Origin of the sequence: Mycoplana rhizolycopersici (assembly GCF_013378445.1) — a bacterium.
Classification (GTDB): Bacteria; Pseudomonadota; Alphaproteobacteria; order Rhizobiales; family Rhizobiaceae; genus Mycoplana; species Mycoplana rhizolycopersici.
Genome location: NZ_JABXYK010000002.1, coordinates 42,746 through 56,944, shown reverse-complemented (window position 1 = coordinate 56,944; position 14,199 = coordinate 42,746). Strand labels below are relative to the sequence as shown.

The 14,199-nt window shown below is 66.1% G+C and carries 12 protein-coding genes; 9 read left to right on the top strand and 3 right to left on the bottom strand.

Features of this window, described 5'->3' with window-relative positions; all coding sequences use genetic code 11:
* Positions 1–8 precede the first annotated feature (8 nt).
* The 7 genes from HV823_RS02785 to HV823_RS02755 all read left to right on the top strand — a co-directional run bounded on the left by HV823_RS02785 (position 9) and on the right by HV823_RS02755 (position 8,544).
* Positions 9–1,217 (top strand): glycosyltransferase family protein, encoded by a 1,209-nt coding sequence (locus tag HV823_RS02785; protein ID WP_176948237.1) that lies wholly within the window; start codon positions 9–11, stop codon positions 1,215–1,217.
* Positions 1,218–1,223: 6 nt separating this feature from the next.
* Positions 1,224–2,468, top strand: coding sequence for a glycosyltransferase family 4 protein (locus HV823_RS02780; RefSeq protein WP_176948236.1), 1,245 nt, complete (start codon positions 1,224–1,226; stop codon positions 2,466–2,468).
* Positions 2,468–3,658, top strand: coding sequence for a glycosyltransferase family protein (locus HV823_RS02775; RefSeq protein ID WP_176948654.1), 1,191 nt, complete (start codon positions 2,468–2,470; stop codon positions 3,656–3,658). Before HV823_RS02780 ends, HV823_RS02775 begins: the two co-directional genes overlap by 1 nt.
* Before the next feature lie 344 nt (positions 3,659–4,002).
* Entirely contained in the window at positions 4,003–6,717 is a 2,715-nt protein-coding gene (locus tag HV823_RS02770; RefSeq protein WP_176948235.1) for an ABC transporter ATP-binding protein, read from the top strand.
* 50 nt (positions 6,718–6,767) lie between these two features.
* Positions 6,768–7,229: a cyclic nucleotide-binding domain-containing protein gene (locus HV823_RS02765; RefSeq protein WP_176948234.1), complete on the top strand. Its 462-nt coding sequence runs from the start codon at positions 6,768–6,770 to the stop codon at positions 7,227–7,229.
* 242 nt (positions 7,230–7,471) lie between these two features.
* Positions 7,472–7,630 (top strand): hypothetical protein, encoded by a 159-nt coding sequence (locus HV823_RS02760; protein ID WP_176948233.1) that lies wholly within the window; start codon positions 7,472–7,474, stop codon positions 7,628–7,630.
* 2 nt (positions 7,631–7,632) lie between these two features.
* Positions 7,633–8,544, top strand: coding sequence for an MBL fold metallo-hydrolase (locus tag HV823_RS02755; protein ID WP_176948653.1), 912 nt, complete (start codon positions 7,633–7,635; stop codon positions 8,542–8,544).
* Positions 8,545–8,600: 56 nt separating this feature from the next.
* Here HV823_RS02755 and HV823_RS02750 read toward each other — a convergent pair whose 3' ends face one another.
* Together HV823_RS02750 and HV823_RS02745 are read right to left on the bottom strand one after the other, a co-directional pair.
* On the bottom strand, positions 8,601–9,356 hold the full coding sequence (locus HV823_RS02750; protein WP_176948232.1) for a polysaccharide deacetylase family protein: 756 nt from the start codon (positions 9,354–9,356) through the stop codon (positions 8,601–8,603).
* Positions 9,353–10,450 carry a glycosyltransferase family 4 protein gene (locus tag HV823_RS02745; protein ID WP_176948231.1) on the bottom strand — a complete coding sequence of 366 codons (1,098 nt, stop codon included), beginning with the start codon at positions 10,448–10,450 and terminating at the stop codon, positions 9,353–9,355. Before HV823_RS02745 ends, HV823_RS02750 begins: the two co-directional genes overlap by 4 nt.
* A gap of 190 nt (positions 10,451–10,640) precedes the next feature.
* On the opposite strand from HV823_RS02745, the gene HV823_RS02740 reads away from it, so the two are divergent.
* Positions 10,641–11,615 (top strand): polysaccharide lyase family 20 protein, encoded by a 975-nt coding sequence (locus HV823_RS02740; protein ID WP_176948230.1) that lies wholly within the window; start codon positions 10,641–10,643, stop codon positions 11,613–11,615.
* 380 nt (positions 11,616–11,995) lie between these two features.
* Here HV823_RS02740 and HV823_RS02735 read toward each other — a convergent pair whose 3' ends face one another.
* On the bottom strand, positions 11,996–12,958 hold the full coding sequence (locus tag HV823_RS02735; RefSeq protein WP_176948229.1) for a glycosyltransferase: 963 nt from the start codon (positions 12,956–12,958) through the stop codon (positions 11,996–11,998).
* Positions 12,959–13,156: 198 nt separating this feature from the next.
* Between HV823_RS02735 and HV823_RS02730 the strand changes: the two genes are divergently transcribed.
* Positions 13,157–13,996, top strand: a complete 840-nt coding sequence (locus HV823_RS02730) for a carbon-nitrogen hydrolase family protein (protein WP_176948228.1) — start codon at positions 13,157–13,159, stop codon at positions 13,994–13,996.
* Positions 13,997–14,199: the final 203 nt, after the last annotated feature.

Sequence of the window (14,199 nt, the reverse complement as noted above, 5' to 3'; positions counted from 1 at the left end):
CAAGTGCGATGACGCGACGTCTGGAAGACGCCCGAATTCTGATGTACAGCCATGACACGTTCGGTCTTGGCCACCTCCGGCGTTGTCGCGCGATCGCGCATTCGCTGGTGGAAGAATTCCGCGGCCTCAACATCCTCATCATCTCCGGATCCCCGATCGCCGGCGCGTTTGACTATCGCGCGCGCGTCGATTTCGTGAAGATCCCGAGCGTCATCAAGCTGCGCAACGGCGAATACACCTCGATGGAGCAGCACATCGACCTGCAGGAAACGCTGAAGATGCGGCAGGCGATCATCCGCCACACCGCCGAAAGCTTCCAGCCGGACATCTTCCTCGTCGACAAGGAGCCGATGGGACTGCGCGGCGAGGTCGAGGACACCCTCGCCTACCTGAAGGCCAGCGGCACGACGCTGGTGCTCGGCCTGCGTGACGTCATGGATGCGCCGCACCTGCTCGACGCCGAGTGGAAGCGCAACGACGTCATGCGCAAGATCGGCCGGTACTACGACCGGATCTGGGTCTACGGGCCGCCGGAGTTCTACGATCCGCTCGCCGGCCTCGACGTGCCGCCACAGGTGCGCGCCCGCATGGACTTCGTCGGTTTCCTGCAGCGCAGCGTCTCGCAGGAACCGGCGCCGGAGCATCGGCCGAGGGGCGACTACATTCTCGTGACCACGGGCGGCGGCGGCGACGGTGCGTCGCTGATCCATGACGTGCTGCACGCCTACAAGGAAGACCCGGAACTGACGCACAAGGCGCTGATCGTGCTTGGGCCCTACATGCCGGGCGAGCAGCGTCAGAAGCTCCTGAAGAAGGGTGCGAAGATCCCCTACGTGGAAGTGATCGAGTTCGACAACCGCATGGAGGAGCTGATCGCCGACGCCAGGGCGGTCGTGGCGATGGGCGGATACAACACCTATTGCGAGATCCTCTCTTTCGACAAGCCGGCCCTGATCGTGCCGCGCGTCAATCCGCGCGAGGAACAGCTGATCCGGGCAAGCCGCGCCGCCGAACTCGGGCTGGTGCAGATGCTGTCCTCGGAAGATTCCTGCCATCCGCAAGTGCTGTCGCAGGCGCTGAAGGAACTGATGCACCGTGCGCCGCCGTCGCAGACGTCGCAGTCGCTGCGGCTGGAAGGGTTGCGCAACATCTCCCAGATCGTCGGCGATCTGCTGGACGACCGCGCGCGCACGCAGCTCACCGTCGTAAAAGGCTGAGAAAACTTGAAATCGCAGAAGAAAATCGTCGTGATCCTGAAAGGGTATCCGCGCCTTTCGGAGACGTTCATCGCCCAGGAACTGCTCGGACTGGAGCGTGCGGGATTCGATCTGACTCTGATCTCCATGCGCCACCCGACCGACGCCAAGCGCCACCCGATCCACGACGAGATCAAGGCGCCGGTGCACTACCTGCCGGAGTACCTATATCAGGAGCCGCTGCGCGTGCTGCGCGGCATCGCAACGAGCCGGAAGCTGCCCGGCTTCTGGACCGCCGTCCGTGCCTTCCTCAAGGACCTGCGCCGCGATCCGACGCCGAACCGCGTGCGCCGCTTCGGGCAGGCTGCGGTGCTCTGCGCCGAATGGCCAGAGGGGGCAGACTGGCTGCATGCCCATTTCATCCACACGCCCGCCTCCGTCGCCCGCTATACGAGCCTGATGAACGGCATCCCCTGGACCTGCTCGGCGCACGCCAAGGACATCTGGACCTCGCCGGACTGGGAACTAGCCGGCAAGCTCTCGGAGACGCGCTGGACGGTGACCTGCAACCAGCCCGGTTTCGACCGGCTCAGGATCCTGGCCAACGGCAAAAGGCACGTCCACCTCAGCTATCACGGGCTGGACCTCGACCGCTTCGCGCCGTTTGCGGGAACGCATTCGCTGCGCGACGGTTCTGATCCGGGCAATCCGGCGACGATCGTCAGCGTCGGCCGCGCCGTCGACAAGAAGGGCTACGACATCCTCTTGAGGGCGCTGACCCTGCTGCCGGCCGAACTGTCGTGGCGCTTCGTCCATATCGGCGGCGGCGCCAACCTCGTGGCGCTGAAGGCGCTGGCCTTGAAGCTCGGCATCGCCGATCGCATCACCTGGCACGGCGCGCTCGACCAGCAGGACGTGCTCGAACATTATCGCAGGTCCGACCTTTTCGCGCTGGCCTGCCGCATCACCGCCGATGGAGACCGCGACGGCCTGCCCAACGTCCTGGTCGAGGCTTCCAGCCAGCGACTCGTCTGCGTCTCGACGAACATTTCCGGTATTCCCGAGCTGTTGCAGGACGGCGAGAACGGCCTTGTGATCCCGCCCGAAGACCCGGCAGCGCTTGCCAAGGCGCTGGAAAGGCTGATCCGCGATCCGGGCCTGCGAAAGCGGCTTGGCGATGCGGCGGAACGCCGCGTCAGGAGCGAATTCGACCACCACGTCAGCATCCGACAGTTGAAGGACCTGTTCGAGACCGAATGGCAGGCCGCCTGATGCGCGCAGCCAACCCGTCCGCGCTGCGCGTCTTCTTCTATGTCCAGCACCTGCTCGGCATCGGCCATCTGGCCCGCGCCAGCCGCATCTCGCACGCGCTTGCCGAGGACGGCTTCGAGGTGACGATGGTGACGGGCGGGACACCGGTAAAGGGCTTTCCGGGCGATGGCATCCGCCATGTCGAGCTGCCGCCGGTGGTCGCGGGCGACGCCGGATTTTCGGGGCTTTGCGACCTCTACGGCAATCCCGTCGACGAGGCGTTCAAGGCGAAGCGGCGGGAGCTGCTGCTTGCCGCTTTCCGGCAGGCATGCCCTGACATCGTCATCATCGAGGCCTTTCCGTTCGGGCGCCGGCAGGTGCGCTTCGAGCTGATCCCGCTTCTGGACGAGATCGCGGCGATGGCCGAAAGGCCGCTCGTGTTGTCGTCGCTGCGCGACATCCTGCAGGAGCGCAGCAAGCCCGGCCGCGACGAGGAGAGCGTCGCGCTGGTCAACGAGCGCTTCGACGCCGTGCTCGCCCACGGCGACCCCCGGTTTGCCCGGATCGACGACAGTTTTCCGCTTGCCGGCCGGATCGCCGGCAAGGTGATCTACACCGGCCTCGTCGCCGCATCGCCGCCGGAACCCGCCTCCGAACGCTTCGACATCGTCGTGTCGGCTGGCGGAGGCGCTGTCGGCGCGTCGCTGAACGAGGCGGCGATCGCGGCTGCGCGCATGCTCGAGCCGGCGCTGCGCTGGCTGGTGATCGCCGGACCGAACCTGCCGCAGCCGGCCTTCGAGGCGACGGTCGCGGCCGCGCCCGCCAATGTCACCATCGAGCGCTTCCGGACGGATTTCCCCAGCCTTCTCACCGCCGCGCGACTGTCGGTCTCGCAATCGGGCTACAACACCGTCTGCGATATCCTGCGGGCAGGATGCCGCGCCGTGTTCGTGCCGTTCACCGCCGGCGGCGAGACCGAGCAGACCGCACGCGCGCTACGCCTGGAGCGGCTGGGACTTGCAAGGACGTTGCCCGAAAGCGGCCTGTCGGCTGCCGCCCTCGCCCGGGCGATCCGAGAAGCACTGGACAGTCCTGCCTCTCCGATACCGCCGCTGGACCTGAACGGTGCGCAAGCGACGGCCGCCATCCTGCGCCGCCTCGCCTCCGGCACCCCGCCCGGCACGCTTGCCGCCGAGACCGGCAAGCGCTGAGCAGGGCGCTGCGCGCATCCGCGAAGCGGTGCAAGGCAGGGACGTGCAGCCTGTAGAGCCTTGCAATCAATGCAAAAACGCTTTTCACTGTGATCTGGTGTCCAGGGCTTCCCGCGACGGCGAAGTTCGCGGAAAGCGGCACAGCCGTTTAATGTGTCGGTTTGTATCGAGCGGATTGCGATTGGGGATTAGTGACACGGTCGGTCTTTCGGGGAGCGCAAGCCATGCCTATATCGCCGGGCATACAAACGATGGCGCCACCGTCCCGCCTGACGGTTGCTGCTGCCTGCGACGACGGTCGACACGTGGCCCGTTCGTCTTTTCCTGCATGGATTGAACGATAGATGGAAAAAGGCCTAACCCATTACATCTGGACGCATACGCGCAAGCAGCAGCTGTGGATCCTGGTGATCGTCGCGCTGTCGATGATCCCCTACTTCCTCTCCTTCGACCTGCCCAAGCAGATCGTCAACGGCCCGATCCAGGGCCAGGGGTTCGAGGGCGAAGCGGCGCGCCAGATGTTCATGCGCATCGAGTTTGCCCTGCCCTTTGTCGGCAACGTCGTCTTCTTCCCCGGCCTCGAGCTGAACCGGCTGGAGATGCTGATCGCGCTCAGCATGGTCTTTTTGGCGCTCGTTGTCGTCAACGGCATGTTCAAGCTCTACATCAACACCTACAAGGGCCGCCTTGGCGAGAGGCTTCTGCGCCGCATCCGCTTCGAGCTCGTGGATCGGGTGCTGCGCTTCCCGCCCTCGCAGTTCAAGCGGGTGAAGGGCGCCGAGATCGCCAGCATGATCAAGGACGAGGTGGAGCCGATGGGCGGCTTCACCGGCGACGCCTTCGTCGCACCTGCCCTGCTCGGTGGGCAGGCGGCCACGGCCCTGTTCTTCATCTTCGTGCAGAACGTCTGGCTCGGCATGATCGCCGGCGTCATCGTCGCCGTGCAGGCGGTGCTGATCCCGCGCATGCGCCGCCGCCTCCTCGTGCTCGGCCGCGAACGCCAGCTGACGGCGCGCGAACTTGCCGGGCGCGTCAGCGAGATCGTCGAGGGCATCGGCACGATCCACGCTTATGACACCACCAATTTCGAGCGCGCCGACGTGGCCTCTAGGCTCGGGCGGATCTTCAAGATCCGCTACGACCTCTACCAGTGGAAATTCCTGGTCAAGTTCATCAACAACTTCCTGGCCTCCGTCACGCCCTTCCTGTTCTACCTGATCGGCGGCTACCTGGCGTTGCAGGGCCGGCTGGACATCGGCCAGCTCGTCGCCGTCATCGCCGCCTACAAGGATCTGCCCGGCCCGCTGAAGGAACTGATCGACTGGGATCAGGCGCGGCAGGACGTGCAGGTGAAATACAATCAGGTGGTCGAGCAGTTCAAGGTCGACAACATGGTCGACCCATCCATCCAGAAGGTGTCGGTCGAGGAGACCGCGGCGCTGGCCGGAACACTTGCCGCCGTCAACCTGACGATGGCCGACGACAGCGGCGCGCGCACGCTGGAACATGTGTCCGTCCAGTTCGCACCGAACGAAATCGTCGCGATCATCGGCGGTGCAGCGGCGGGCGGCGATGCCCTTGCCGAGGCCATTGGCCGCACCGTGTGGCCGGAATCGGGGCGGATATCGGTCGGAGACCGGGACCTCTACGACCTGCCGGAGTCCGTGAGCGGGCGCCGTATCACCTACGTCTCCTCGGACGCCTACTATTTCTACGGCACGCTGCGCGACAACCTGCTCTACGGGCTGAAGCACGCCCCGCTGCGCGACCCCGTCTACGACGACGCCCACCTCAACTTCCGCGCCTGGGAGAAGGACGAGGCGCGGATGGCCGGCAATCCTGACTACGACGTGCACAGCGACTGGATCGATTACCGGGGCGCCGGCGCCACCGGCCCGGACGACCTCTTCCAGTCCGTCTCCTCCGTTCTCGACTGCGTCTACCTGACCAAGGACATCATGGAGCTGGCGCTACGCTCCACCGTCGAGCCGGCGCTCAACGAGGCGCTGACCCAGCATATCGTCGGCCTGCGCCACACCCTCCGCGACGAACTCGACAAGGCGAACCTCAGCAACCTCGTCGTTCCCTTCGAGCCCGACCGCTACAACATCGAGGCGACGGTGGGCGAGAACCTGCTGTTCGGCACGGCGATCGGCGAGGAATTGGTGGGCCGCGCGATCGGCCGCAACGCCTATTTCCGCGAGGTGGTCGGACGCAACGGCCTCGACCGGATGCTCTATCAGATGGGTTACGAGATTGCCGAAAACGCCGTCGAACTGTTCGCCGGGCTGCCGCCGGACCACCCCTTCTTCCAGCAGCTGACCTTCATGACGCCGGACGACATTCCGATGTACCAGCAGCTCCTGCAGAAGCTGAAGGGCAAGGATTTCTCCGAGACCACGGACGACGACAAGCACAAGATCATCCGCCTGAGCTTCGCCTATATCGAGCCCCGGCACCGCTTCGGTCTTCTGACCGAGGAACTGATGGCGAAGATCGTCGACGTGCGGCTGCAGTTCCACGAAAACCTGCCGGATGGCCTGAAGGGCGCAATCGACCGCTACGATCCGCACAGCTACATGGCGTCGGCCAGCATCATGGACAACGTCCTGTTCGGCCGCGTCAGCCATCGCCAGGCCGACGGTCCGGAACGCGTCCGCGCGATGGTGATCGCGCTCCTCAGCGAGCCCGGCATCTACGACGAGGTGCTGTCGATCGGGCTGGAGTTCAACGTCGGCTCCGGCGGCCGCCGCCTGACGCAGGTGCAGCGCCAGAAGCTGAACCTGGCCCGCGCGCTGCTGCGCCGCTCCGACTACTACGTCTTCAACCGGCCGCTGCCGGCGCTCGATTCCAGAAGCCAGGAACAGATCTGCCGCAACGTGCTGACGCTCGTACGCGACGGGGAGAACAGGAACGCCGCGGTGATCTGGGTGCTGACGAACACCTCGCTGACCGATCTTTTCGACCGCGTGTTGATCTTCGACAAGGGCAGGCTCGTCGGAGACGGCAAACATACGGATCTCGCAGACAATGCGACATTCAAGGAATTGGTGTCATAATAATGCAATACCGCTAAACTAGCAGGCGGATCGAGGGGACGGACACGACGATGCTGTTGAAAGACGAAGTACAGATGTTGCGGCGGGTGCCGCTGTTCTCCGGGGTGGATCCGACGAAGCTGAAGCTTCTGGCGTTCACCTCCGACCGGGTGCACTACGCCGCCGGCGAGATCCTGTTCCGCCAGGGCGACAATGGCGACGCCGCCTATGTCATCCTGACCGGCCGCGCCGACATCCTGGTCGAAGCTCCGGGAGGTCAGATCAAGGTCGCCGAGGTGGAGAACAATTCCATCGTCGGCGAAATCGCCATCCTGTGCGACGTGTCGCGCACCGCGACGGTGAAGGCCGCGACCAGCCTCGAGGCCTTGCGCATCAGCAAGGAGCACTTCCTCAAGCTCCTGACGGACTTTCCGGAAATGACGATCGAGATCATGCGCGAGCTCGCAAGCCGGCTGAGCCGGACGACGATGGAACTGACAGACGAGCGCGCCCGCGCCAGGAAGCCGGATTGACCCTGCCTGCCGCATATCCGGTTTCGCGCGTAAAAGCGCTCCCAAAGCCCCGGCATGGAACATTTTCGGCCGTGAAGCGTTGCGATTGCAGGCCGGAGAATGGTGCGTGCGATGACCGGTCGTCGCCACAGAAAGGCATGAGATACGCGCCTGAACTTCGTCCTCGCAAAATAGTTTCACATTCGCTACGCTTAGGACACTCGCTGTGCCTGTGGCGTAGCGAGGAACTGTGGAAGGTTAGAGTGACGGATGCGCAGTTGATGACGAGCGAAGGTCACGCGACGAGCGAAGGTCACGCAAGGGGCTGGTATCGCGAGGCCGCGAAACCCGCCGGATTGTGCATCCGCCACTCCAACGCCATCGCCAATGAAGGCGAGCTGGACGAGGCCAGGCAGAAATGAACATGATCGGAAGGCCGCCGCATTCGAGCCGCAGAACGGAGCCGCCGCGCCAGCTCAAACAGAGCAACGGCGCGAATGATATCCTGACCGTCAAGTTCTGGGGCACGCGCGGCAGCATTCCCGTATCCGGGGAACAGTTCGCCCGCTTCGGCGGCAATACGGTCTGTGTCGAAATGCGCTGCGGCGACGAGATCCTGATGTTCGACGCCGGTTCCGGCATCACGCCGGCGGGCCTTGCGATGAAAGCCGAAGGCGTGAAGCGGGTCGACCTCTTCTTCAGCCACTGCCACTACGACCACATCATCGGCCTCCCCTATTTCAAGCCGCTCTACAACCCCGAATGCGACGTGAAAATCTGGTCCGGCCACCTCGCCGGACAGATGACGACCTGCCAGATGGTCAGTGAATTCATGCGGCCGCCATGGTTCCCCGTCGATCCGAAAATGTGCCGGGCGCATCTCCACTACGGCGATTTTCGCGCGGGCGACATACTCGAACCCCGCCGCGACGTGTCCATCCGAACCGGTATGCTGAACCATCCGGGTGGAGCGATCGGCTACCGTGTCGACTGGCGCGGCCGCTCCATCGCCATGATCACCGATACCGAGCACGTGCCGGGTGTCCTCGACCCGGAAGTGCTCAAGCTGATCGAGGGCGTCGATCTCTTCATCTACGACTGCTGCTACGTCGACGAGGAGATGGAGATCTTCAAGGGCTACGGCCATTCGACCTGGCAGCAGGCGATTCGGCTTGCCCGGGCGGCGAACGCCAGGAACATCGCCTTCATCCATCACGCGCCCTGGCGCACCGATGCGGAACTGGACGAGATCGACCGACAGGCCTCCGCCGAATTCGCCGATTCCTTCTCGGCCCGCGACGGGCAGGTAATCGAATTCGTCGCGGTGGACAGCTGAACGCCCTGACCTGACCGCTTCCCTGCCGTCGGCTTGGGGGAGGCGACGTGCAAAATTCAGCCGATCCCCCGCTCCGACAGGATGGTCGACAGCGCCGCCCACCGGCACGCCGGGTGCCCCGCGGTTCGCTCGAACAGCGCCTCCAGGAACGTCCACACCGCCTCGTCGTGAACGAGATGATGGGTCAAGAGGCCGAGCGTCCCCTCGCCAGCCTCGAACTGCCGCAGCCTCGCCGCCATTTCCAACGCAAGCGTGCCGGTGTCCCGGCCGCCGCGCGTGCCGTGCCAGTCCATGACATCGACATGCGTATTGATCGCCGGCAGTCCGCGGTCCTTTTCCGGCCCGAAGACAGAGAGGGCGCGCAAGCCGATCCCGCCGAGCCGGGGGATCAGCGCCGGATCGATGCGGTTCCACGGCGGCACGAGGACCGGTATCAGGCGCGGACCATGAAGCTGCCGGAGGCGAACGAAACCCTGCTCCAGCGAGGCCAGCACCGGGTCGGCAGGGCGATGGGCTCCAAGCTCCTGCTTCTTCTCGCCCGTCGGGGCGAAATTCTCGTGCGACCAGCCGTGCACCGTCACCTCGACATGGTGCGTGTGCGCCAGCCTTGCCGCCAGCGCCTCGCCGGTAAAGGCGGGGATGACCGCAAGCGCCACGGGCACGGAATGGTTCGCCGTCAGCGTCAGCAGGCGCTCCAGCGCCGGCGTCGGCTCGATGGCATCGTCGTCGCGCAGCCAGAAGGTCGCCACATGGCCGGCCTGCCGCCAGCGATCGAGCTCGTCCATCAGAGGTTGCCAGGCATCGCCGTTCATCGGCGCCCTCCCACGTCTTCGTTCAGGATTTCGTCCAGCCGCACGGCAGCACCTGCGATCGAGCATTCGTCGGTCACGAAGCGGCGCGCGGCAAGCGCCATGCGCCGCCGCTCGTCTCCATCCGTCAGAATCTGCAACAGCGCGGCGGCATAGGCCTCGACGTCGCCGGCGGGCGTCAGCAACCCCGTCACGCCGTCGCGGACCACCTCCGGCACGCCGGCGACCCGTTGGGCGACGACGGGAAGCCCCGCCGCCTGGGCCTCGAGATAGGCGAGCCCATAGGCCTCGCCGGTGCCGGGCCAGGCATAGACGGCGGCGCGGGAGAGGATTTCGGCGATCTCGGCCGGGCCGCATTCGCCGTGCCAGACGATGCGCCCGCGCGGCAGCGACGAAAACAACGCCTCGACCTCGGCCCGCACAGCCCCGTCACCGACGATCGAAAGCGTCCATGGCAGGCTTTCCGGCAGGCGGGCGAGTGCCGCCGCCAGCATCCGGTAGCTGTCGAACTTGTCGCCGGGGCGCATCATGGCGACGGTCGCGATCCGGCCCGCTCGCGGCGCGGGCTCGACTGCCAGATGGGCGGCCGGATCGATGAATGGCCGAAGCAGCCGGTAGCGCCCGTCGGGAATGCTCTGCGCCAGCCCGTCGCGGTCCCGCGTGGTAAAGCAGAGGTTGACCGCCGCATGCCGGACCGTCTCCGCCAGCAGCCGCTGGTTCTGCGCCCAGAGGCCGCGGTTGCGGCGCTGGGAATAGGACGCTTCCGCCGTGACATAGGCGATCGCGAAGCGGCGGGCGAGTTCCGGGCCGATCAGGTCCGGCGCCTTGTAGTAGGGATGGTAGCAGAACCAGACGTCCGGCGCGCCGTCCGTCCGCCACAGGCGATCGATGCGTTCGACTTCCGCGGCAGCCGCAGTATCGATCGCGGCGCGACCGTCGTCTTCGTCACCGGCGAGAAACGTGCGCAGTTCGGAGGCGACTTCGACCACATGCCCGGCGCGACCGAGCGCGGAGATCAGAAGGCGCGCCATCAGGCGGTCGCCGGAGGGGACCGGATGGTTCGGCGATTTCAGTGGCGAGTAGAACGCGATCCTCATGTCCCGCTTTTATACGAATGATCGTTGATGGGAACCTGTTGCGCCGGGTTTCGGAACGCAGATGGGAGTCTCCCGAGCGCCACCCGCTTAACCCCTTGAAAACAGTAGGGCCCTCGCACAGAATTGAATGCAGTGCCGCGCCGGTGCAGATACAGTCGCCGCATCCTCACCAACAGCCAGAAAGCCCGCCATGGTCCCCTTTTCCCGCTACGCCCTTGCCGCCCTCGTCGCCTTCGGCACCTCGCTGTCCTGCGCCCATGCACAGGATGCCGTCTCGACGAAGCTTTACGACGGCTTCGACGGAACAACCTTTGCGGAAACCGGCGGCCTCTACTACCGCGAAAATGCCGAGCAGAAGGCCGGCACCGCCACCTTCCAGAGCGAGGTCAAGCGCGCCGGTACCGGCGCCCTGAAGCTCAGCGTGCGCCCGCATTGCACGGCTGACAGCGAAGGCTGCAGCGAGCGGGCGGAGATCTGGGAAAAGACCGAACTGCGCGTCCCCTACGACAAGGGCGTCTGGTTCGGCTTCTCGGTCAAATTCGCCGACCCCATTCCGCAAAACGATCATCGCTACCTGATCGCCCAGTGGAAGCGCGAGATCGGGCCGGATGCGGAGGGCGACTTCAGCCCGTTCCTGGCGCTTCGTCTCGACAACGGCCGGCTGTTTGCCACCATCGAGGGCAATTTCCGTCCAGGAACACCCGCAGAGGAGAAGGACGGTGCCTACACATGCCCTGCCGGGCAGACCTCCGTGTGGCTGCGCCCGGAGGTGAACCAGATGCGCTCGCTCGTCGCGCATGACGCCAACTGGCGCCCCGACGACGGCAAGACGTTCTCCAGTTGCACAGACGAACTCGTGCTGACCGCCCGCGACAATCCGCTGCCGGCACCCGATAGCGGCTGGATCGATTTCGCCGTCTATTCGCACCCCGGTCCGGACGGCGACGGCCGCGTCGAGCTCTTCGCCAACGGAAAGTGGATCGTCACCGCCACGGGCTTCATCGGCCACAACGATCGCGGCCTCGGGGAGAACCAGTATTTCAAGTTCGGCCCCTACCGCGCTGCCGGCGAAGGCGAATGGACGCTGTACTACGACGATTTCCGCCGCTCGCCGGACTGCATTGACGTCCTGCGCGACGAGAAGGCCTGCGCGCTGATGGATTGAGAGCGGCGGCGCCCTGGCACTCGCGTGCCGGACGGGCAGCCAGAGACCACGTCCACGGACCGGGCGGCAGCATTCGAAGATGCCTCTGATCCGCCCTGCCGGGCACCTTCTCCCCGCTGGCGGGGAGAAGGACGGACGACCGCGACGTCATACGTCTTGCGGCGGAGTACAGGGAAAACAGCGCCCGGAGAACATCAAACCGAAAGGCCGGTGCAGGTGAAAGGCATCTGGCAAAAGAAGCGGACCGCGTCCCAGCCCGCGACGCGTCCCCTCTCCCCGCCCGCGGGGAGAGGGTTAGGGTGAGGGGCGGCAGCCTGCCACGGCTTGGCGAGCAAGCCATGCGACGGCGGACCGCAGATCCGGAGATGATCGCCCGCCGCCTACCAGGGTTTCCAGGCGAGCAGCAGGCCGCCGTCGTCGCGCTCGGCCTTCTCGCACAGCGGCAGCACGGCCTCGATCGGCGCGCGGCGGGGCACGGAGCCCGCGACGATGGCCGCATCCGCGACGGTGACGGCGCCGCCGCGGCAGACGACGGTGAAAAGCAGGGGGCCGGTCGACCACCAGGCGGGCGCTCCGGGCAGGGCCTGTGCGGCCTGCGGCAGGGCTTCGAGCAGGCGCCGGATGGCCGGATGCGCCGGCGGCGCGGCGATGAAGGAATTGGCCAGAAGCAGGCTGCCCGCGCCGGTCTCGCGCGGGATTTCCTCGGCCAACGCCGTCAACCCCGTCAGCGGCAGGAGACCGTGGAAGGCGATGCCGGAGCGTGCCGGGTACCAGTCGCAATCCAGATAGATTCCGCCGAAGCGTTCCAGGATCAGGTAGCGCGCAACGTCGACCGCGCCGGGCAGGTCGCCGATCGAGAGCATCGCTGTGAAGACGGGATGGCGGTCGATGCCCTCTTGGGCAAGATCGGCCTCGCGCCAGAGGCGGCAGCCATAGCCGTGCCTTGCGGCATGCTCCGCCCATGCCCCCGTCGATGCCGGCAGTTCGCCCGAACCGATCCAGACCATGTGCAGCACGCGCGGCACCGGCTGGCGGCCTGCTTCGGCCAGGGCCGCCCGCTCCGCTGCCGAAAAGCGGCCGAAAGGTGCGAGCACGGCCGGCGGCGGCACGAGCGTATGCTGGTAGCCGATGCGTCGCAGCATGTCGCCCTGCCGCTTGGCGACCTTCAGGAAGGCCGAGTGCAGCGGGCGCGGCAGTCCGAGGACGGTCGGCGGACCGAGGACGCCGTTATCGGGATCGGCGGCGATCGCGTTCAGGATGTCGATCGCCGCATCGAAGCGCCCCGCCTCGCGCTGCACCTCGGCCTCCTTCAGCCGCGCCTTGAAAATGTCCCTGCCGGTCATGCGCCTGCTCCCTGCGGCCGCTCCGGCCGATCACCATGGCAAACGGGCTAGCGCGGAATGACGATGGCCGTCAACGGCGGCCGAGAGCTGCCGGACGTGCAGGTTCCCGGTACCCGACAATTGACGGTTTCGCTTTGCCGCGATCGGAGGAACAATCGTGAATTGAAGGGAGCGAGTCGCATGGAGAGGGAGGCAAGCATGAGGATCGCAGCGGCGCAGACGATCGTGACCCCGGATATCGGCGCCAATGGCGAGGCCATACGCGCAACGATCGTCGCGGCGGCGGCTGCAGGCGCCCGGCTGGTGCATTTCTGCGAGGGCGCGCTATCCGGCTACGCCAAGGCCCAGATCGGCCGTCCCGACGACTGGGCGCGCTTCGACTGGCAGCGCCAGGAGGCGGAGTTGCGCGCGATCGGCGCGCTGTGCGGCGCGCTGCGGCTGTTTGCCGTCGTCGGTGGCGCGCACCGGCTTGCCGCTCCCGCCCCGCCGCATAACAGCCTCTACGTGTTTTCCGATCAGGGCAGGCTCCTCACCCGATACGACAAGCGCTACCTCTCCAGCAGCGAACTGGGCGGCTGGTATACGCCGGGAGCAGAAGCCATCACCTTCGATGTCGACGGCTACCGGCTGGGCTGCGCGATCTGCATCGAGGCGCAGTTTCCCGAGGTCTTCGCCGAATACGAGCGAAGCGCGGTCGATGCGGTGCTGTTTTCCTCCTATGGCACTCCCGGCCGCTTCGACACCGCGCTGCGCGCCCATGCCGGACTGAACTGCCTTTGGATCAGCGCCGCCACGCCGGCGCAGACCGTCCCGGACCGGGCGCCTGCCGGCATCGTCGGGCCTGACGGCAAATGGGCGGTGCGCTGCCTGCCTTCGAACGCGGCGGGCTTCGCCGAGGTGCTTCTGGACCGGCAGGACCCGGCCTACGACATCGCGCTGAACAAGGCGCGTCCCTGGCGGCGACTGGCGCGCGAGGGCGCGATCTACAGGGAAAGACTGTCCGACGATCCGCGCAGCCGGCGCAGGGACGAGTTCTGAGTTGGAGCAATCCTGGTGAGATCCGTCTCATCGGACGTTGTCCGGTGCATTGTTCTTGCCACGCTCTTTCACGTCGGGCGATGTCGCTTCGGCTGGAGGGCGATTGCTGGGGCACCCCATTCCGGCGGCCTGCCACCTCTACAGGAGCGAAGAGACGGCCCGCCCGGGGCTCTTTGGCGGAGACACGGCGGGTGCGGGCAGAA